Source organism: Streptacidiphilus monticola, assembly GCF_042658505.1.
Classification (GTDB): domain Bacteria; phylum Actinomycetota; class Actinomycetes; order Streptomycetales; family Streptomycetaceae; genus Streptacidiphilus; species Streptacidiphilus monticola.
On sequence record NZ_JBHSQJ010000070.1, the window covers coordinates 6984 to 25053 of the forward strand.

At 72.2% G+C, this 18070-nt stretch carries 19 protein-coding genes and 1 pseudogene (1 of these 20 running past the window's edge); 13 read left to right on the top strand and 7 right to left on the bottom strand.

All coding sequences use genetic code 11. The features are described from left to right. The 3 genes from ACFP3V_RS17110 to ACFP3V_RS17120 form a co-directional block, all read left to right on the top strand. Positions 1-1327: the 3' portion of a family 20 glycosylhydrolase gene (locus ACFP3V_RS17110; RefSeq protein WP_380584267.1), read on the top strand. It extends 128 nt beyond the left edge of the window; the window shows 1327 of its 1455 coding nt (coding positions 129-1455); its start codon lies off the left edge, out of view; the stop codon is at positions 1325-1327. 125 nt (positions 1328-1452) lie between these two features. Beyond that, positions 1453-1827 (top strand): hypothetical protein, encoded by a 375-nt coding sequence (locus ACFP3V_RS17115; protein WP_380584269.1) that lies wholly within the window; start codon positions 1453-1455, stop codon positions 1825-1827. Between the two features lie 6 nt (positions 1828-1833). Next, entirely contained in the window at positions 1834-2367 is a 534-nt protein-coding gene (locus ACFP3V_RS17120; RefSeq protein ID WP_380584271.1) for a hypothetical protein, read from the top strand. Between the two features lie 38 nt (positions 2368-2405). On the opposite strand, the gene ACFP3V_RS17125 is transcribed toward ACFP3V_RS17120, so the two are convergent. The 3 genes from ACFP3V_RS17125 to ACFP3V_RS17135 form a co-directional block, all read right to left on the bottom strand. After that, positions 2406-3542, bottom strand: coding sequence for a glycoside hydrolase family 53 protein (locus tag ACFP3V_RS17125; RefSeq protein ID WP_380584273.1), 1137 nt, complete (start codon positions 3540-3542; stop codon positions 2406-2408). Positions 3543-3632: 90 nt separating this feature from the next. Next, positions 3633-5201 carry a glycosyl hydrolase 53 family protein gene (locus tag ACFP3V_RS17130; protein ID WP_380584275.1) on the bottom strand — a complete coding sequence of 523 codons (1569 nt, stop codon included), beginning with the start codon at positions 5199-5201 and terminating at the stop codon, positions 3633-3635. Positions 5202-5407: 206 nt separating this feature from the next. After that, positions 5408-7414, bottom strand: a complete 2007-nt coding sequence (locus tag ACFP3V_RS17135) for a beta-galactosidase (protein ID WP_380584277.1) — start codon at positions 7412-7414, stop codon at positions 5408-5410. A gap of 260 nt (positions 7415-7674) precedes the next feature. On the opposite strand from ACFP3V_RS17135, the gene ACFP3V_RS17140 reads away from it, so the two are divergent. The 6 genes from ACFP3V_RS17140 to ACFP3V_RS17165 all read left to right on the top strand — a co-directional run bounded on the left by ACFP3V_RS17140 (position 7675) and on the right by ACFP3V_RS17165 (position 12925). After that, a complete protein-coding gene (locus tag ACFP3V_RS17140; RefSeq protein WP_380584279.1) occupies positions 7675-8991 on the top strand; it encodes an ABC transporter substrate-binding protein in 1317 nt (438 codons plus the stop codon). 143 nt (positions 8992-9134) lie between these two features. Beyond that, positions 9135-10043, top strand: coding sequence for a carbohydrate ABC transporter permease (locus ACFP3V_RS17145; RefSeq protein WP_380584281.1), 909 nt, complete (start codon positions 9135-9137; stop codon positions 10041-10043). 1 nt (position 10044) lies between these two features. Further along, the gene (locus ACFP3V_RS17150) at positions 10045-10941 is read left to right on the top strand and encodes a carbohydrate ABC transporter permease (protein WP_380584283.1); all 897 of its coding nucleotides are present in this window, start codon (positions 10045-10047) and stop codon (positions 10939-10941) included. A 37-nt stretch (positions 10942-10978) separates the two neighbouring features. After that, a complete protein-coding gene (locus ACFP3V_RS17155; RefSeq protein ID WP_380584285.1) occupies positions 10979-12022 on the top strand; it encodes a LacI family DNA-binding transcriptional regulator in 1044 nt (347 codons plus the stop codon). Between the two features lie 157 nt (positions 12023-12179). Next, positions 12180-12620 carry a DUF5990 family protein gene (locus ACFP3V_RS17160; protein ID WP_380584287.1) on the top strand — a complete coding sequence of 147 codons (441 nt, stop codon included), beginning with the start codon at positions 12180-12182 and terminating at the stop codon, positions 12618-12620. After that, positions 12617-12925, top strand: a complete 309-nt coding sequence (locus ACFP3V_RS17165) for a 4a-hydroxytetrahydrobiopterin dehydratase (RefSeq protein WP_380584289.1) — start codon at positions 12617-12619, stop codon at positions 12923-12925. The genes ACFP3V_RS17160 and ACFP3V_RS17165 overlap by 4 nt, the downstream gene beginning before the upstream one ends. Before the next feature lie 297 nt (positions 12926-13222). On the opposite strand, the gene ACFP3V_RS17170 is transcribed toward ACFP3V_RS17165, so the two are convergent. The 4 genes and pseudogenes from ACFP3V_RS17170 to ACFP3V_RS17185 form a co-directional block, all read right to left on the bottom strand. Next, entirely contained in the window at positions 13223-13897 is a 675-nt protein-coding gene (locus ACFP3V_RS17170; protein ID WP_380584291.1) for a class I SAM-dependent methyltransferase, read from the bottom strand. 58 nt (positions 13898-13955) lie between these two features. Beyond that, on the bottom strand, positions 13956-14480 hold the full coding sequence (locus ACFP3V_RS17175) for an SRPBCC family protein (protein WP_380584326.1): 525 nt from the start codon (positions 14478-14480) through the stop codon (positions 13956-13958). 21 nt (positions 14481-14501) lie between these two features. Further along, positions 14502-14945: pseudogene (locus ACFP3V_RS17180) on the bottom strand (HD domain-containing protein); the annotation flags it as partial. Positions 14946-14966: 21 nt separating this feature from the next. Next, entirely contained in the window at positions 14967-15761 is a 795-nt protein-coding gene (locus tag ACFP3V_RS17185) for a ferritin-like domain-containing protein (protein ID WP_380584293.1), read from the bottom strand. A 131-nt stretch (positions 15762-15892) separates the two neighbouring features. Here ACFP3V_RS17185 and ACFP3V_RS17190 point away from each other — a divergent pair, with 131 nt between their 5' ends. The 4 genes from ACFP3V_RS17190 to ACFP3V_RS17205 all read left to right on the top strand — a co-directional run bounded on the left by ACFP3V_RS17190 (position 15893) and on the right by ACFP3V_RS17205 (position 17775). Then, entirely contained in the window at positions 15893-16327 is a 435-nt protein-coding gene (locus tag ACFP3V_RS17190; RefSeq protein WP_380584295.1) for a GNAT family N-acetyltransferase, read from the top strand. A gap of 91 nt (positions 16328-16418) precedes the next feature. Next, positions 16419-16598, top strand: coding sequence for a hypothetical protein (locus ACFP3V_RS17195; RefSeq protein ID WP_380584297.1), 180 nt, complete (start codon positions 16419-16421; stop codon positions 16596-16598). A 97-nt stretch (positions 16599-16695) separates the two neighbouring features. Further along, complete coding sequence (locus ACFP3V_RS17200; protein ID WP_380584299.1) at positions 16696-17460, top strand: methyltransferase domain-containing protein; 765 nt, start codon at positions 16696-16698, stop codon at positions 17458-17460. Positions 17461-17523: 63 nt separating this feature from the next. Beyond that, positions 17524-17775 carry a hypothetical protein gene (locus ACFP3V_RS17205; protein WP_380584301.1) on the top strand — a complete coding sequence of 84 codons (252 nt, stop codon included), beginning with the start codon at positions 17524-17526 and terminating at the stop codon, positions 17773-17775. Positions 17776-18070 lie beyond the last annotated feature (295 nt).

Consider the following 18070-nt stretch of genomic DNA (forward strand, 5'->3'; position numbering starts at 1 on the left):
CGGCCCGCAGGCAGAGCGGGTCGCCGCGCTCGCCGCCCCGCTGCTCGGCCTGCCTCTCGGGCCCGACGGCAATCTGCGGCTGCGCCTTGACCGGGCGTCAGGCCTGCCGGCGGAGGGCTACCGGCTGCAGTCCGACGCGGACGGCGTCACCGTGGTGGCGGGCGACGGAGCCGGGCTCTGGTACGGGGTGCAGACGCTGCGTCAACTCCCGTCCCCCGTCCCGCAGGGCGTCGTCGAGGACCATCCCCGGTACGCCTACCGGGGCGGGATGCTGGACGTGGCCCGGCACTTCTTCCCGGTGGCGGACGTGCTGCGGTACATCGACCTGCTGGCCGCCTACAAGTGCAACGTGCTGCACCTGCACCTGACCGACGACCAGGGCTGGCGCATCGCGGTCGAGGGCTGGCCCAAGCTGACCGAGGTCGGCGGCGCCAGCGACATCGCGGGCGGGGCGGGCGGCTTCTACAGCGCCGCCGACTACCGGGCGATCACCGCTTACGCGGCGGAGCGGCACCTCACCGTGGTCCCGGAGATCGACCTGCCCGGCCACACCAACGCGGCCATCGCCGCCTATCCGGAGCTGGCCTGGCCGGGGGACGAGCCCGTCTACCCGTACCTGAGCGCCGAGGTCGGCCAGAGCCGGGTGGACACCGGCGCGGCCCGTACCTACGCGTTCGTCGACTCGGTGATCGGCGCCCTGGCCGCGCTGACCCCCGGGCCCTGGCTGCACGTCGGCGGGGACGAGACGTTCAAGCTGGAGCGCGAAGACTACGCCGGGTTCATGGACCGGGCCGCACGCAGCGTGCGCGAGCACGGCAAGCTGCCGGTGGCCTGGGACGAGGCGGGGCTGGCCGACCCGGCGTCCTTCGCGCTGCTGCAGGCCTGGCGACCGCGGGCCCAACTCACCGCCGAGATCGAGGAGTCGGTGCGCCGGGCGGCCAGGGCCGGGGCGAAGGTGGTGATGTCCCCGGGGGACCGGGCCTACCTGGACATGAAGTACGCGATGGAGGAGCAGGGCCAGGACTGGGCGGGGGCCATCTCCGTCGCGGATGCCTACGGATGGGATCCGGACCACTACCTGACCGGCCTGCCGGAGGGGGCGGTCGTCGGCGTCGAGGTCCCGGTCTGGACCGAGTTCGTCCCGGACGCGGCGAAGCTGGGCGCGCAGCTGCTGCCCCGCCTGCCCGCCCTGGCGGAGGTCGCCTGGACGCCGCAACGCGGCCGCGACTGGCGGCAGTTCGCCGCCCGGCTGGCGGCCCAGCCGCGCCACTGGGAGGCGGCCGGCTGGCGCTGGACCCGCGCGGCGGGAGTGGACTGGCAGCGCTGATCCGCGCGCCAGATTGTCATCTGCTTCTGTCATATGACAGAAGCAGATGACAGCAGGCGGGCAATTTCGATCAATAGCGGTCGAAGCCGTGACCTCGGCTGACGGACCTTCATAGGGTCCTGCGCATGCCGAACTTGGACATCGCACTCAAGGAAGCCATGGCGATCGACGGCGCCGTGGGCGTCGCCGTCGTCGACTACAACAGCGGAATGGCCCTGGGCACCCTGGGCAACAGCGCCGACCTCGACCTCAACGTGGCCGCGGCCGGGAACACCGAGGTGGTCCGGGCCAAGATGCGCACCATGGAGATGCTCAACCTGCACCACGAGGGCATCGAGGACATCCTGATCACCCTCTCCAGCCAGTACCACCTGATCCGGCCGCTCACCAAGAAGGGCAGCGAGGGCCACTTCCTCTACCTCGCACTGGACCGGCGCCGCGCCAACCTCGCCATGGCCCGGCTCCGGCTCCGGCAGATCGAGGACGACCTCGCCCTCTGACAGGCCGTGGGATCCTCGCTCGTCCTGTGGCGGCCCGACGCCGACGCCGGCCCGGTCGCCTCGCTCGCCGACGCGCTCGACCGGGCGCTGCGCATCCCCGGGGCCGTCTCCGTCGTGCTCGGCGAACTCGCCCGCGGCGGCACCCTGGCCTTCGCCCAGGACCCGGCCCAACCCCCCGGCTTCGCGCACGAGGCCGCGCTGTCGGCCCTGGTCCACGCCCGGGGCGCCGGGCCCACCGGGGAGGTGCCGGAGGAGTTCCTGCTCACCGGGGAGCACCATCTGTCCCTCCAGCAGACCACGCCGCTGCTCGGCGGCGGGCACGCCTTCGTCCAGGTGACCCTGGTCCGGTCGCAGGCGAACCCGGCGCTGGCCCGGATCGGTCTGCGGCACCTGCTGCAGGGCCTGCCCGAGGTGCTGGCGGAGCAGCGGGCGAAGCCGCTGCCGCGCCGCACCGCGAGCCCGGCGGCCGCGCCGACGCGCCGGCACAGCGTCCCGATCGCCACGCTCCAGCTGATCCTGGACCGGCTCCGGGCGCTGTGACGGCGCGTCAGCAGTCCGCGGTCAGCGGCCGTTTCGCGTCAGCAGCGGCCCAGGGTCCGCAGCGCGGGCAGGGCGCGGTCGTCGTAGCCGAACAGCGCCTGGTTCTCCCAGGCGTTGCCGGACGCCGGGTCGGCCGGGTCCCAGCCGTTGCCGGGGACGGCGGTCCAGGTGCCCTCCCAGTAGCACAGGCCCAGTCCGCGCCCGCCGGGCACGGCGGCGACGGTCTCGGCCAGGGTGCGCACCCACGCCGCCTGCCCCTCCGGGGTGGCCGGGAAGCCGGCCACCAGCTCGTCCGCGGAGTCGACCATGTTCGCCAGCGCGTCCTCGCTGTCCAGCCGGAACGGGTAGCCGGTCTCGGCGACCAGCACGTCCTTGCCGTAACGGGCGGAGACGTCCGCCAGGTTGGCGGCCAGGCCGGAGAGCGGGCCGTGCCAGTACGGGTAGTAGGAGGCGCCGATCACGTCGAAGGGCACCTCGTACCGGACCGCGTTGTCGAACCACCAGCGGTAGAGCCCGTTGTCACCGCCGTTGGCCAGGTGGAGCACGATCCTGGTCCGCGGAGAGACCGAACGGGCTGCGGAGACACCGGACTTGAGCAGGTCGGCGAGCTGGGACCAGTGGTTCCAGTCGCCGTCCGGCCAGAGCATCCCGCCGTTGAGCTCGTTGCCGATCTGGGCCATGGCGGCGGGGGTGCCCTGGCGGGCCAGCGAGCCGAGGACGTCGGCGGTGTGGTCGAAGACGGCCCGCTTGAGGCCGTCGAGGTCGTAGCCCGCCCAGGCGGCGGGCTTGAACTGCTTGCCCGGGTCGGCCCAGGTGTCCGAGTAGTGGAAGTCCACCAGCAGCCGGATCCCGGCCCGGTGCAGGCGCCGTGCCAGCGGCAGGAGTTGGCGCTTGGTGTTCCAGCCGTCGGCGGGGTCGACCCAGACCTTGGCGCGGGCGTGGGTGACCCCGGCCTCGGCGAGGATCCGCACGGCGTCGCCTCGGCGGCCGTCGGGGTGGCGGTAGACGCCGCCCAGGGCCTCGCTCTTGGGCAGGGAGGAGAGGTCCACGCCCCGGAACCGGAGCTTCGGGCCCTGCGGGTCGTCCGCGGCGAAGGCGGCGGGGGAGAGGGCGAGCGGGAGGGCGGCGGCTCCTGCGGTGGTGGCCGCGGCCTTGAGGAACGTGCGTCGCTGCACGGGCGATCCTTTCGTGGGACCGGGGTGGGGAGTCGCGGGAGCGGTGCGCGCGGGCACGGCACCGGCCGTCCGTGCCCGCGCGGCGGGCGCTCAGCGCGCGGCGTACTCGTTGACGACGGCCAAGGCCTTGTCCGAGAAGTCGAACATGGCCTGGTTCTCCCAGCCGTCGCCGGAGGAGGCGTTCGCCGGGTCCCAGCCGTTGCCGGAGACCACGGTCCAGGTCGGCTCCCAGTAGAAGGCGCCCCAGCCGAGGCCGTTGGGCACGGCCTGGACGACCGACTGCACGTCGCGGAAGTTGGCCGCCTGCCCGGCCGGGGTGGCCGGGTAGCCGGCGTCCAGCGTGGTGTTGGAGGAGGTGACCGAGTTGGTCTCGGCGTCGCCGTTCGCCATCGTCCACGGGTAGGCGGTCTCCGCGACCACGACCGGCTTGCCGAACGTGGCGGCCAGGTCGTCGAGGGTGGTCTGCAGCTGGTCCAGCGGGCCGTGCCAGTAGTCGTAGTAGGACAGGCCGATGACGTCGAAGGGGACGCCGTAGTTGACCGCGTTCTGGTACCAGGCCTTGGCCGTGGAGTCGGCCGCGCCGTTGGCGATGTGCAGCATGATCCTCGCCGAGGAGTCGGCCGCGTGCACGCCGTTGATGCCCGACTTCAGCAGCGCCGCCAGTTGGCTCCAGTTGGAGGTGGACCCGTAGGACCAGAGCATCCCGGCGTTGATCTCGTTGCCCACCTGGACCATGTCGGGGGCGGTGCCCTGGGCGACGAGGTCGGCGACGACCTGCTTGCTGTAGGTGTAGACCTGGGTCTCCAGCGCGCTCAGCGACAGGCTCGCCCAGGCGGCGGGTATGGTCTGCTTGCCCGGGTCGGCCCAGGTGTCGGAGTAGTGGAAGTCCAGCAGCAGGCCCATGCCCTTGGCCTTCACCTGCTTGGCCATGGCGAGGAGTTCGGTCTCGTTGTCGAAGCCGTCGGCCGGGTTGACCCAGACCCGCAGCCGGGCGTAGTTCATGCCCGCGTTGCCGAGGACGGTCAGCGCCGACTGCTTGGTGCCGCTGCTGTTGTAGTAGACGCCGCCGAGCTCCTGCCCGCGCTCCAGGCTCGACACGTCACCGCCGCGGATCGCCAGCGAGGCGTAGCCGGAGGTGAAGGTGACGTCGTCGAAGTTGGCCCAGTTGCCGGCGTTCGCGTCGGAGACCAGGTTGATCGTGCACTGGTTGTTGCTGACGGTGGTGGAGACGACGATCCGCACCCAGTTGCCGTCGGCCATGGTCGGCACGTAGGTCTTCTTGTCCGTGCCGCCGCAGTTGGTGAGCGCGATGTAGACGGAGTTCTGGCCGCCGCCCGAGCGCACCCAGGCCGTCAGCGTGTAGTTCCCGTTGGTGAGGCCGGACAGGTACTGGTAGGTGTTGACGTTGTAGGCGCTGGAGGACCAGTGGGTGAGCCGCCAACTGCCGGAGTGTCCGCCGGACTCGGTGTAGGCGGCGGCGCCCGTGCCGTTGGGGGAGTAGGTGGTCCAGCCGGTGATCGAGGTGGTCCTGGCGCCGTTGCTCTCGAAGCCGCCGTTGGTGACCGTGGCGGCGGCGTGGGCCGTGGTCGCGGGCGCGGCCAGCAGCGCTCCGACACCGAACAGGACCAGGGACATGATCCTGACCATGAGGTGACGCATCGACACATCGTCCTCTCTGACGATGGGATGGGTGGGGGAAAGCCCCGGCCGGCGTCCCTCAATACACCGGCCGGGGCCGAGGCCCGCCCCGAGGAGCGGGCCAGTGCCCGCTTCGGGGAGCGGGCTCCGCCCGGGCGCGACAACGGGGCAACCACGCGCCGGGGCGGGAACCATGAGGACCCGTCAGGGGTCCTGGGGCGGGACCGTCAGGGGTCCAGGCGGACGACCCGCACTTCGCCTGCCGGGACGGCCAGGCGGGAGGCCACCCGATCGCCGGTGAGGAGTTCGTCGCCCGCGCCGTCCACCGGGACCTTGGCCTCGTGGGCGGAGTGGTTGAGCACGAAGACCCAGCGGCGTCCGGTCTCCGCGTCCGCGCGCAGCACCACCTCGACGTCGCGCGGCAGTTCGGCCCGCTCCGGCAGCCGCGCGTCCGACGCGGCCAGCGCGAGCACCTGCTCCAGCGCGGCGGGGGCGAGGCGCGTCGAGACGTACCAGGCGGCTCCCTCCCCGAGCGCGTGGCGCGTGACCGCCGGGCCGCCGACGGCCGGGCCGTCGGCGTAGCGCCAGACCGCCTCCGCACCGTGCAGCTTGACGTCCTCGGCCCACACGTCGCCGGTCAGCGTGGCGTTGCCGCCCTCGACGGCGACCTTCTCGCCTGCGCGCAGCGGCAGGAACTCCTCGACGGTCAGGCCGAGCACGTCCCGCAGCACGCCCGGATGGGGGCCGGGATGGATCGTGTCGTGCTCGTCGACGATGCCGGAGAAGTAGGAGACGACGAGGGTGCCGCCCTGCTCCACATAGCGGGTCAGGTTGGCCCCGGCCGCCTCGGTGGCCAGGTACAGGGCCGGGACGACGACCAGCGGATAGGCCGTCAGGTCCGCCTCCGAGTGGACGAAGTCGACGGTCAGGTGCCGGTCGAACAGCGCCTCGTAGAAGGCGTCGGCCCGCTCGTCGGCGGTGTGGTCCTCGCTGGGGCGCCACTCCAGGCCCTGGGCCCACCAGGACTCCCAGTCCCAGACGACCGCGGCGTCGGCCTGCACCCTGCTGCCCGCGACCTCCGCGAGCGCGGCCAGGTCGGCGCCGAGCCGCTTGACCTCGCGCCAGATCCGGCTGTCGGTCCCGGCGTGCGGCAGCATCGCCGAGTGGAACTTCTCCGCCCCGTAGCGGGAGGCGCGCCACTGGAAGAACATCGCGCCGTCCGAGCCGCGGGCGACATGGGCCAGCGAGTTGCGGCCCAGCTCGCCGGGGCGCTTGGCGATGTTGCGGGTCTGCCAGTTCACCGCGCCGGTGGAGTGCTCCAGGATCAGCCACGGGTCCCCGCCCGCCACCGAGCGGGTCAGGTCGGCGCTCATGGACAGGTTGACGTGGGTGCGCTCGGCCTCGGAGACCAGGTAGTGGTCGTTGGTGACCAGGTCCACCTCGCGGCCCCAGGTCCAGTAGTCCACGCTGCCGCACTGGCTGAGCGCCGTCATGAAGTTGGTGGTGACCGGGGTGCCGGGGGAGAGCCGGTGCAGGATGTCGCGCTCGAGGCGGAAGCTCGCCAGCATCGCGTCGTTGGTGAAGCGCGCGAAGTCGAGCTGCTGGCCGGGGTTGCCGGCGGTGGGGGTGCGCCGCGGGGTGCGGATCTGCTCCCAGTCGGTGTAGCGCTGGCCCCAGAAGAGGGTTCCCCAGGCGTCGTTGAGGGCGTCCAGGGTGCGGTACCGGTCGCGCAGCCAGCGGCGGAAGTGGGCGGCGGAGGCGTCGCAGTAGCAGGAGGAGACCGGGGCGCCGTACTCGTTGTGGACGTGCCACATCGCCAGCGCCGGGTGGTCGCGGTAGCGCTCGGCCAGCGCGGTGGTGATCCGGGTGACGGCCTCGTGGTAGGCGTCGCTGGAGTGGCAGATGGCCGCGCGGCCGCCGAACTCCAGCCGCTGGCCGTCCTTGGTGACCGGCAGCGCCTCCGGGTGCGCCTGGTAGAACCAGGCCGGCGGGACCACGGTGGGGGTGCCCAGGTCGGCCTTGATGCCGTTCTCCTGAAGCAGCGTCAGCAGCCGGTCCAGCCAGCCGAACTCGAACACGCCGGGGGACGGCTCCAGCAGGGCCCAGGAGAAGATGCCGACGCTGACCATGGTCACCCCGGCCTCGCGCATGAGGGCCATGTCCTCGGCCCACACCTCCTCGGGCCACTGCTCGGGGTTGTAGTCGCCGCCGAAGGCGAGACGTTTCACGGTCATGTCGGATCTCCCACTGCTCTGTGAACGTGCACAGGCTAGCGGACATGGGCCGGGAGTTGGCAAGTGGGAGTTTGTTTGTTTTTGGTGTCCCAAATGCCTGAATTCTCCGCCAATTTGGCGTGATGCCTCACGGAGATAACTGCTTGGCAACGAGGCTTGACAGGTGTCGTGTGCGTTTCCGTACTGTGAACGATCACAGCGCATGGCAGACAGTCCGCAGGGTGCGGACGTCCTCGTCAGTGGGAGGATCCATGCTTTCGATGCACCGTCGCATCGCCCTCGGCGTCGTTTCGAGCGCTCTGGCCACCGCCCTGGTCGCGGGTTGCAGCAGCAGCGGGTCGTCCTCGACGAACAGCGCGCCCCAGGACACGTCCTCCGGTCCGGTCAAGCTGACCTACTGGGCCTGGGCTCCTGGCCTGGACAAGGTCGTGGACATCTGGAACAAGGCCAACCCCGACATCCAGGTCACGGTCGAGAAGCAGGCCTCCGGCGACGACCTGCTCACCAAGGTGATCACCGCGGCCAAGGCCGGCGGCGGCCCGGACCTGGTGCAGGCCGAGTACCAGGCCCTGCCCACCCTGGTCAGCAACAGCGTGCTGGCCGACATCTCCAAGCAGGACGGCAGCGCCCAGTCGAAGTTCGCCTCGGGCATCTGGTCCCAGGTCACCCTCGGCAGCAACGCGGTCTACGCCATCCCGCAGGACAGCGGCCCGCTGATGTTCTACTACCGCACCGACCTGTTCCAGAAGTACGGCCTGACCGTCCCCACCACCTGGGACGAGTTCGCGGCCGACGCCCGCAAGCTGCGCCAGCAGGACAAGTCCAAGTACCTGACCACCTTCTCGGCCAACGACCCCGGCCTGTTCGCGGGCCTGGCCCAGCAGGCCGGCGCCAAGTGGTGGACCACCAGCGGCGACACGTGGAACGTGGCCCTCAACGACGCCGCGACCAAGAAGGTCGCGAGCTTCTGGGGCGGCCTGGTCAAGGAGGGCGCCATCGACAACTCGCCGATGTACACGCCCGCTTGGAGCAAGGCGCTGGACAACGGCACCCAGATCGCCTGGGTCTCCGCGGTGTGGGCGCCCGGCGTGCTCACCAGCAGCGCGCCCTCCGGCAAGGGCAAGTGGGCCATGGCCCCGCTGCCCCAGTGGACCAAGGGACAGAACGTCACCGGCTCCTGGGGCGGTTCGTCCACCGGCGTGCTGGCCAACTCCAAGCACCAGGACGCGGCCGCCAAGTTCGCGCTCTGGCTGAACACCGACCCCGCCGCGGTCGCCGCGCTGGTCAAGAACTCCTACGTGTACCCGGCCGCGACCGAGGCGCAGACCGGTGACGCGCTGAAGACCGCCCCGGACTACTTCAGCAACCAGCCCGACTTCTACACCCAGGCCGCGAAGATCGCCGCCACCACCGCCCCGGCGGCGTGGGGCCCCAACGTCAACACCGCGTACTCGGCCTTCAAGGACGCCTTCGGCAAGGCCGCGCAGGCCAAGTCGGACTTCACCGCGGCGCTCGACACCGTGGAGCAGACCACCGTGGCCGACATGAAGAAGCAGGGCTTCAAGACCGCCGGCTGAGCCCGACCACGCACGTTCCAGGGGCGCGGAGAACCGTGCGAGCCACCAGGCCCCCTCGCGCAGGGGCTGGCCGCGCGGTTCACCGCGTCCCCGGGTGGTGCCTGACCCGACGCCCGCCCGATCCCGATCCCCGGAGTCGCCCTATGTCCGCCTCACGCGCGAAAGCGCGCCTCGCGCCGTACGCGTTCATCGCGCCGGCCGTCGTCCTGTTCACCGTGCTGCTCGCGGTGCCGATCGGGTACGCCGTCTACCTGAGCTTCCGTGAAGTGCACATCTCCGGACTGGGGTTGGGGCCGGGGTCGCGCTCGGAGGGGTGGGCCGGACTCGGCAACTACACCGCCGCGCTCTCCGACCACGAGCTGCTCTCCAGCACCGGGCGGGTGCTGCTCTACGGCATCCTGCTGGTGCCGACCATGCTCGGCCTGGCACTGCTCTTCGCCCTGCTGCTGGACGCCGACAGGACCCGGTTCCGCGCCTTCTCCCGCATCTCGATCTTCCTGCCCTACGCCATCCCCGGCGTCATCGCCTCGCTGCTGTGGGGCTTCCTCTACCTGCCCACCATCAGTCCGGGCTACTTCATCCTGCACAAGCTCGGGATGAACGGGCCCGACCTGCTGTCCGGCAACGGCATGCTGGTGGCGATCGCCAACATCGCGGTCTGGGGCGGCACCGGCTTCAACATGATCGTCATCTACACCTCGCTGCGGTCCATCCCGGCTGAACTCTACGAGGCCGCCCGGCTGGACGGCGCGAGCGAACTGCAGATCGCGTTGCGGATCAAGGTGCCGATGGTGCTGCCCTCGCTGGTGCTCACCTTCTTCTTCTCGATGATCGCCACCCTCCAGGTGTTCAACGAGCCCACCACCCTCCGCCCGTTGACCAACGGGATCTCCTCCACCTGGAGCCCTCTGATGAAGGTCTACCGCGACGCCTTCACCCAAGGCGACATCTACTCGGCCTCGGCCACCTCGGTCGTCATCGCCGTGGTCACCCTGGCCGTCTCCTTCGGCTTCCTCAAGCTCGTCGGCCGCCGCGGCCTCGGGGAGGCGTGAGATGACCACCGCCACCGAGATCCGTCCGCGCGCGACCGCCGGTGCCGGCACCCAGGCCAGGAAGCCCGCCCGGCGCGGCGGTTGGCTGCCGACCGTCGTCCTGCTGCTCGGCGCCGTGTACACCCTGCTGCCGGTGCTGTGGGTCGTGATGGCCAGCACCAAGAGCCGCAGCGAGCTGTTCAACACCTTCACGCTCGCGCCCGGCAGCGGCTTCTGGCAGAACCTGCGGGACCTCTCCAGCTACCGCGACGGCGAGTACTGGCAGTGGATGCTCAACTCACTGCTCTACGCCGGCGGCGGGGCGCTGCTGTCCGCGATCCTCTCCGGCGTCACCGGCTACGCGCTGGCCAAGTACCGCTTCGCCGGGCGCAACGCCGTCTTCAACGTGCTGCTGGCCGGCGTGCTGATGCCGCCCATCGTGCTCGCGGTGCCGCAGTACCTGCTGTTCGCCAAGGTCGGCCTGGCCGACACCTTCTGGTCGGTGCTGCTGCCCAGCGTCGTCAGCCCCTACGGCATCTACCTCGCCCGCATCTACGCCGCCGGGGCCATCCCGGACGACGTGCTGGAGGCGGGCCGGATCGACGGCAGCAGCGAGTGGCGGCTGTTCCGCTCGGTCGCCATGCCGATGATGGCGCCCGGCCTGATCACCGTCTTCCTGTTCCAGTTCGTGGCCATCTGGAACAACTTCCTGCTGCCCTTCATCATGCTCGGCGACGACCGCAAGTTCCCCATCACGGTCGGCCTCTACACGCTGCTCAAGCAGGGCGCCGCCGCCCCGGCCATGTACACCCTGGTCATCATCGGCTCGCTGGTCTCGGTGCTGCCGCTGATCGCGCTCTTCCTGACGCTGCAGCGGTTCTGGAGGCTCGATCTGCTCTCCGGGGCCGTAAAGTCCTGACCAGTCGTCAGCAGACAGCAAGGGAAAGCGAAACGCCATGTCCGACGCCGCGTCCTCCGGGGGAGCGTCCGCCCGTCGCCGGCCGCCGACGATCCACGACGTCGCCCGGGAGGCGGGGATCTCCCGCGGCACCGTCTCGCGCGTGCTCAACGGCGGGCACAACGTCAGCCCCGAGGCGCTGAAGGCGGTCAACGCCGCCATCAAGAAGACGGGTTACGTCGTCAACCGGCACGCCCGGAGCCTGGTCACCCAGCGCTCCGACTCGGTCGCCTTCCTGCTCACCGAGGAGCAGGACCGGTTCTTCGAGGACCCCAACTTCAACCACCTGCTGCGGGGTTGCACCGCGGCCTTGGCCAAGCACGACATCCCGCTGCTGCTGATGATCGCGGGCACCGAGGAGGAGCGGCGCCGGATAGGGCGGTACATCACCGCCGGGCACGTGGACGGCGTGCTGCTGGTCTCCTCGCACTCGGGCAACCCGATGGTGGAGCTGCTGCACGAGGCCAAGATGCCGGTCGTCGCCTGCGGCAAGCCGCTGGGCCAGGTCGCCACGCCCGCGTACGTCGCCGCGGACGACCGCGAGGGCGCGCGGCAGATGCTGCGCCACCTGCTCGGCCTGGGCCGGCGGCGGATCGCCACGGTGACCGGCCCGCTGGACACCCCCGGCGGCGTGGACCGGCTCTCCGGCTACCGGGAGATGCTGGCCGAGGCGGGCATCGACTACGACCCGGCGCTCGTCGTCGAGGGCGACTACTCGCGCGCGAGCGGGGAGGCCGGCATGACCCGCCTACTGGCCCAGGCCCCGGACCTGGACGCGGTGTTCGTCGCCTCCGACCTGATGGCCGACGGCGCGCTGGCGACGCTCGCCAAGGCGGGTCGCAGCGTCCCCGGCGACGTGGCGGTCGGCGGCTTCGACGACAGCGCGATCGCGGCCGCGGCCCGGCCCCCGCTGACGACGGTGCGTCAGCCGTGGGAGCGGATCAGCGGGGAGATGGTGCGCCTGCTGCTCTCGCTGATCTCGGGCGAGCCCCCGGCGTCCGTGATCCTGCCGACGGAGCTGGTCCGCCGCGAGACGGCGTGAACCGGAGCGGAGCGCACCGGTGACCGGCCTCGGCGGCGACGGGCCCGGTCACATCAGCCGCTGATCAGCCGCACCCTGCCCGACGACTTCCCCAGCGACGCGCCGGAGTTCGAAGCGTTGACCTGAACGCCGTGGCAGTCGGCGGGATACTGGGGGCGTGGAAATCCGGATCGAGGCGCACGACCTGCCCGGGCGCAGCTGCATCGGCTACGGCGGGATCGAGGTCGGCGTGCAACGGCGCGACCGGCCGGAGGAATGGCTGGACCTGCAGCCCGGCGACGGGGCGGGGGCCGTGTGGACCCTGCCGTGCACGGTGCGCCGCGACGCGGCCGGGACGCCCCGGTTGACGGGCCCCTACCTGCAGAACCGGCAGGGCGTCCGCTTCGTCTACCTGTCCTGGCTGAGCGAGGGCCGGATGTTCCGCCGGGCCAAGCTGATGCTGGACGACGTGCCCCCGGAAACCCTCGAATCCGCCCTCGCCAGCGGCCGGTTGACGGCCCGACTGGGCCTGACCGACGCGAAGGGCAATCCGACCTGCGCGAGCGTGCGGCCTCCGGCCGTGACCTGGAGCGCGGAACCCGCGGGAGGAAGCCGATGATGCGCGAACCCCTGGCCGACGCGGCCGTCACCCAGGGCCTGGCCTCGGCGCCGGGCTGGAGCCGCGAGGGCGACAGCCTGGTCGCCGCCTACAAGCCCGGCCGCGACCGGGTGCTGGCCTTCTACACCGCCCTGGCCGCGCTGGAGGACGAGCTCAACCACCATGCCACGGTGACCATCCTCTACGGCTCGGTCGCCCTCCGCGTGAACACCCACGACGCCGGCGACCGCATCACGGCGACGGACCTGCGCTTCGCGGAACGCGTGGCGGCTCTCGCCAAGGACCTGGACGTCCCGAACACCTGACCGGCGCCCGGCCTCCGGCCCGGGTTCGCGCACCCGGCCCCGGCCCCGGCAGCTGGCCTCCGGCCCGCGCTCGCGCTCACTGCGGTGGGCACTCTTCTGGCGCGGGATGCGGGTGGCCGGGGGCGGACTGGCCCCTTTCGCGTCGCGCCGTGCGGGCGGTCGTGCCTCGGTCGGCTCTTGGGGGCTGCGCTCCTCGCCTCCGGCCGGTCGGCTGTCCGTAGGGCGGCGTTCCCGGGCTGCGGCCGGGCGGCGGTGGCCTGTGCTGCCGTTTCGGGCCTCCGGTCGGGTGGGGCCGGGTCAGGTGGGGAGACGCCAGACGGTGGTACGGCGCACGTCCGTGTTCTCCAACTCCCTTGAGACAGGGACGTCGTAGACGGCCACCTCGGTGAGGTCGGTGCGGGGGAGGTAGGCCCGGCCGGGGTCGCCGACGAGGACGTCGGTGCCCGCGGAGCGCATCCGGCGGGCGAAGGCGAGGACGCGGTCCGCCAGCGGGCGCTCGTAGAAGGCGTCGCCGACCAGCAGCACCTCGGCGTCCGGGAGCGGGTCCGCGTCCAGGACGTCGCCCAGCGAGGGCCCGAGCCCGACGCCGTTGGCCTCCGCGTTGAGGCGGATCGCCGCCTGCGCCAGCGGGTCGATCTCACTGACCGTCACTTCGGCCGCACCCGCGAGCAGCGCGGCGATGGCCACCAGCCCGGACCCCGAGGCGAGGTCCAGGACCGAGCGTCCGGCCACCGCCTGCGGGTGGTCCAGGACGTAGCGGGCCAGGGCCTGGCCGCCGGCCCAGGGGCGGGCCCAGAACGGGGGCGGCTGCACCTCGCCGGAGGCGGCCCTGCGGTCGGTGCGGTCCCACAGCTCGAAGACCTCGTCGGCCGTGTGCATCCGCACCTCGGGCACGAACTGCGCGGGCAGCACCCGGGTCTGCGAGCGGATGAACTCGTCCGGGGCCGAGGCGGAGACGGTGTCGCTGGTCATCGGGGCACAGTCTGCTGACCGGCGGGCCCGCGCACAAGTGGCGCCCGGTCCGCGCGGCCTATTCGTCGAGGCCGGGCACCGGCGCGCCGCTGGGGAAGCCCGCCGCCTGGTACGCGCGGTACAGGGGCAGCCAGGCGTCCGGCTGCCGCTCGGGTGCGGGGGCGCCGGACGCCCGCGCGTCGAGCGCGCGCAGGCACAGCTCCCAGCCCGCGGCGTTGCGCGCCGCCGCCTGCGCCGACTCCAGGAGGTCGACGAGTTGCAGCCGGGTCTGGTCGGGGCCCAACTCGGTGAGCTCGAAGCGCAGTTCGTCGTCGCCCCAGGTGAAGGCCAGCAGCCTGCCCGGCTCGGCGGCGCGGACCGTGCCCCGGGACTCGGGCATGTGCGGGTCGCCGCTGAAGCGGATGGTCCCGCCGGGCTTCAGGTCCAGCTCGACCTGCGGGGAGGGGAACCAGGCCGCCAGGCCGTGCGGGGTGGCGACCAGCGCCCAGACCTGCTCGACGGGGTTGTCGTACTCGCGGCTGAAGCGGACGGCGGGCCGTCCGTCGAGCTCCAGGAAGGAGCCGGTGGTCTCGTCGGCGGACACGGGGCTGGGTCCCTCCGGGAAGAGCAGGGCGCGGGTGCGCGCGTACTTGGCCCGGAGCCGCTGCCGGACCTCAGGGTCGGCGATCAGGGCGAGCCGGGCCGGATCGGAGTTGTGGGCCAGGTCCGCGGCCTTGACGGTGGCGGCCCCCGGCGTGGCCCTGACCCGGGCCAGGTAGTCCTCCAGCGACTCGTCGTCCCGCCGGGTCATCGCGCGGACGATGGACTTGGTGCGTTCGCTCAGGTCCGCCCCGGCCAGCCACTCCTCGGACAGCACCTTGTCCTCGACCGCGTCGTGCAGCCAGGCGGCGGCGACCTGGTCGGCGTCCCCGCCCCGCTCGGCGGTGCCCCGGGCCACGGCGGCCAGGTGCTCGGCGTAGGGCCGGCCGTTCTTGTCCGTCTGTCCGGCGTGCACCTCGCGCGCGAGGGCCTCCACCTGATCCAGCGTCAGCAACCTTGTCCTCCCCAGGAGTCGAGCGGACGCCGCCCGCTACGCGAAGTCCACCGCCGCCCCGGCCGGGAGGGGGCCGTCCAGGGCGCCGAGCCGCTCGGGCATCCGCAGACTGACCATACGCCGCCAGCCGCCCGCCCGGTCGTAGGCGTACATCGCGTGGATTCCGGCGGCGACCGCCGCCCGTTTGGCCGTGGGCCAGCGCAGGATCGCGCCCATGTGGGCCATGACGGCCAGGCTGACGTCCCGGTAGACCCTGATCTCGGCCATCGCGGTCTCGCGCAGCATGCGCTGGATCTCCCGCCCGTGCCCGGCGTAGGCCAGGCGCAGCAGCTCCTCGTGGCAGTAGGCGAGGTGGTTGTCCTCGTCGTGGGAGATCATGCGGACCGCGCGCCCGATCACCGGGTCGCCGCCGAAGTGCTTCTGCAGCAGCCGCATCTGCTCGGAGGCGCGCTGCTCGGTGACCCGGCTGTGGGCGAGGTAGGCGATGACCTCGGCCTGGGTGAGCTGCTGATCGCCTTTCAGGGTGCTGTGGGCGAGGCCGATGCCCATCCGTTCGAGCAGCATGGTGTAGTCGGTCTCCGGCGGCACCGGCACCGGGGCGAGCTGACGCTTCTTCAGCAGCGCCTGGAAGATGCGCCCGTGCTTGTCCTCGTCGGCGCCGTGCCGGGCGACCCGGTGGACCAGGTACTGCTGGCCGGGGGGCAGCAGGACCGCGATCCGGCCGTTCTCCCAGCCGCCCTGTGCCTCGCCGCCGGCGGCGATCGAGCAGAAGAGCCTGAAGGCCTCGTCGTCGTCGAGGATCTCCTGGAAGATCGATTTCGCGGAAAGCATCGGCCACCACCCTCGTCAACCGTCGGTCCTCCCCAGCCTCAGCAATGCTCCGGTGCCCCACAACTCGGGAGGGCCGCCAGGCTGGCCAAATGAGTGGACGGAGCGCTTCGCGGACTGGCAGCCTCCCCCGCATGAGCGACCACTCCATGCCTCCCGGCTACGCCTTCTCCGCGGACCCCGAACGGATCGACAGGGACCGCGTGCACCACTGGCTCTCGACGGACGCGTACTGGGCGATGGGCCGTCCGCGCGAGAAGCACGACCTGGCCCTGGCCGGGTCGCTGGTCTTCGGCGTCTACGACGAGGCGTCGGGGGAGCAGGTGGCCTTCGCGCGGGTGGTCACCGACCGGGCCACCTTCGCCTGGCTGTGCGACGTGTACGTGGACCCGCAGGTGCGGGGCAAGGGCGTCGGCACGGCCATGGTCGCCGCGGTCCGCGACCACGTGGCGCCGTTCGGCGTGCGCCGGATCATGCTGGCCACGGCCGACGCCCACGGCGTCTACGCCAAGCTCGGGTTCGCGCCGCTGGCCCGCCCGGAGATCTGGATGGCCCTGGGCGAGAGCTGATCCCGGCAGGGGTCCCGTAGGGGGACGGGTGGGGGTCGGCCTCCTCCTAAATGCGTACAGGACTGTCAGTGCCAGGCCCTAGGCTGTACTCATGCTCGAAACGATCCAGCTGTCCCGCGCCGAGGTGGTGAACGCCCGCATCCGCGCGCTTCTCGCCTCCGCCCCCGGCGGCCGGCTCAGCGACGCGCAGCGCGCGCAGTACCAGTCCCTTCTCGACGAGTACCTGTCCGCCGCTCGCGCCGAGCGCGGCCCGCTCGAACTCGCCGCCTAGCCGCGGCGCCTGACGTCACGTCACTTCTTCCGCGCCCCGCGGCGCTCCGGTTTTAATCCCGGGCGTGCCGCGGGGCGCCTGTGTTTTCATGCGTCGCATGGGACGATCGTTCGACGAGCTGGTGGACGAGGCGGCAGCGGCCCCCGTCGAGGGCTGGGACTTCTCCTGGCTGGCCGGCCGGGCCACCGAGGAGCGCCCCTCCTGGGGCTACCAGCGGCTGCTGGGCGGCAGGTTGGCGCAGGCCACGGCCGCGCTGGACATTCAGACCGGCGGCGGCGAGGTGGTGGCCGGGGCCGGGGCGGAGCACTTCCCCCGGACGATGGTGGTCACCGAGGGCTGGCCGCCGAACGCCGCCCGGGCGACGGCGCTGCTGCACCCGCTCGGCGCGGTCGTCGTGGCCGCCGCCGAGGACGCCCCGCTGCCCTTCGCGGACGGCGCCTTCGACCTGGTGACGAGCCGTCACCCGGCCCGGGTCGACTGGCCGGAGATCGCCCGGGTGCTGGCGCCGGGTGGCACCTACTTCGCCCAGCACGTCGGCGGCGGCACGAACGTCGAGGTCAGCGAGTTCTTCCTGGGGCCGCTCGAGCCCGGCGACGACCGGGAGCACGAGACCGAGGCGGCCGGGGCGCGGGCCGCGGGCCTGCAGGTCGTCCAGTGCCGCAACGAGCGGCTGCGGCTGGAGTTCTTCGACGTGGGCGCGATGGTCTGGTTCCTGCGCAAGGTGATCTGGACGGTGCCCGACTTCTGCGTGGAGCGCTACCGGGACCGGCTGCGCGACCTGCACGAACGGATCGAGCGGCAGGGGCCCTTCGTCTCCACGATGTCCCGCACGCTCTTCGAGCTGCGCAAGCCCGCCGGCTGAGGCCGGGCCGGGCCCCGCGTCCGCCGCCGGGCACCGGTCCGGGACCTGGTACAACCTGGTTCCATGACGAGTACCCCCAGCTGGCCCAACCCGGACTGCCCGGTCTACGTCTCCGCCGTCGACCCGCGCGACGGCCGCCGCTACGTCCAGGTGCTGCGCCTCGACGGCACCATCTCGCAGCCGCACGCCTGCGCGACGCAGCACGACCTCGAGCGCCACGTCGCCCACGAGCGCGCGGACGTCGACGTGCACGACCCGGCCCAGGTCTACTGGGTGGACCGCCCGGGGGTCTGGACCTCGTTCCTGGACCGCTGAGCACAGGGCCTGACGCCACCTCAAGTCCCCTGTGAGGGGAGGAAGTCGAGAGCGGTGGCTCGGCGCCGTGGACCGGCGCGCCGCCCAACGCCCCAGGGACGCAGCGGCCTTGGGCCGCAGCGCGCGGCATCTCCGCTGGACGGACCGGAGTTCGCCAGGGGCGGCCCGCCCGCTGTTCCTCCAGGCGCTGCTGGGGCGCGCCGGGGCAGCCTCGCCAGGAGCGCCGCGCCGCCGCAGGGTTCTCGGTGCCGTGTCCGGAAAGGCGGCGGGTGCCGCGCGGGGCCACCCCCCGCGC

Coding starts and splice junctions, on each gene's coding strand:
- ACFP3V_RS17115 (WP_380584269.1), top strand. CDS start 1,453: ATGCCGAACTTGGACATCGCACTCAAGGAAGCCATGGCGATCGACGGC.
- ACFP3V_RS17130 (WP_380584275.1), bottom strand. CDS start 5,201: ATGCGTCACCTCATGGTCAGGATCATGTCCCTGGTCCTGTTCGGTGTC.
- ACFP3V_RS17135 (WP_380584277.1), bottom strand. CDS start 7,414: ATGACCGTGAAACGTCTCGCCTTCGGCGGCGACTACAACCCCGAGCAG.
- ACFP3V_RS17140 (WP_380584279.1), top strand. CDS start 7,675: ATGCACCGTCGCATCGCCCTCGGCGTCGTTTCGAGCGCTCTGGCCACC.
- ACFP3V_RS17145 (WP_380584281.1), top strand. CDS start 9,135: ATGTCCGCCTCACGCGCGAAAGCGCGCCTCGCGCCGTACGCGTTCATC.
- ACFP3V_RS17150 (WP_380584283.1), top strand. CDS start 10,045: ATGACCACCGCCACCGAGATCCGTCCGCGCGCGACCGCCGGTGCCGGC.
- ACFP3V_RS17155 (WP_380584285.1), top strand. CDS start 10,979: ATGTCCGACGCCGCGTCCTCCGGGGGAGCGTCCGCCCGTCGCCGGCCG.
- ACFP3V_RS17165 (WP_380584289.1), top strand. CDS start 12,617: ATGATGCGCGAACCCCTGGCCGACGCGGCCGTCACCCAGGGCCTGGCC.
- ACFP3V_RS17170 (WP_380584291.1), bottom strand. CDS start 13,897: ATGACCAGCGACACCGTCTCCGCCTCGGCCCCGGACGAGTTCATCCGC.
- ACFP3V_RS17185 (WP_380584293.1), bottom strand. CDS start 15,761: ATGCTTTCCGCGAAATCGATCTTCCAGGAGATCCTCGACGACGACGAG.
- ACFP3V_RS17190 (WP_380584295.1), top strand. CDS start 15,893: ATGAGCGACCACTCCATGCCTCCCGGCTACGCCTTCTCCGCGGACCCC.
- ACFP3V_RS17195 (WP_380584297.1), top strand. CDS start 16,419: ATGCTCGAAACGATCCAGCTGTCCCGCGCCGAGGTGGTGAACGCCCGC.
- ACFP3V_RS17200 (WP_380584299.1), top strand. CDS start 16,696: ATGGGACGATCGTTCGACGAGCTGGTGGACGAGGCGGCAGCGGCCCCC.
- ACFP3V_RS17205 (WP_380584301.1), top strand. CDS start 17,524: ATGACGAGTACCCCCAGCTGGCCCAACCCGGACTGCCCGGTCTACGTC.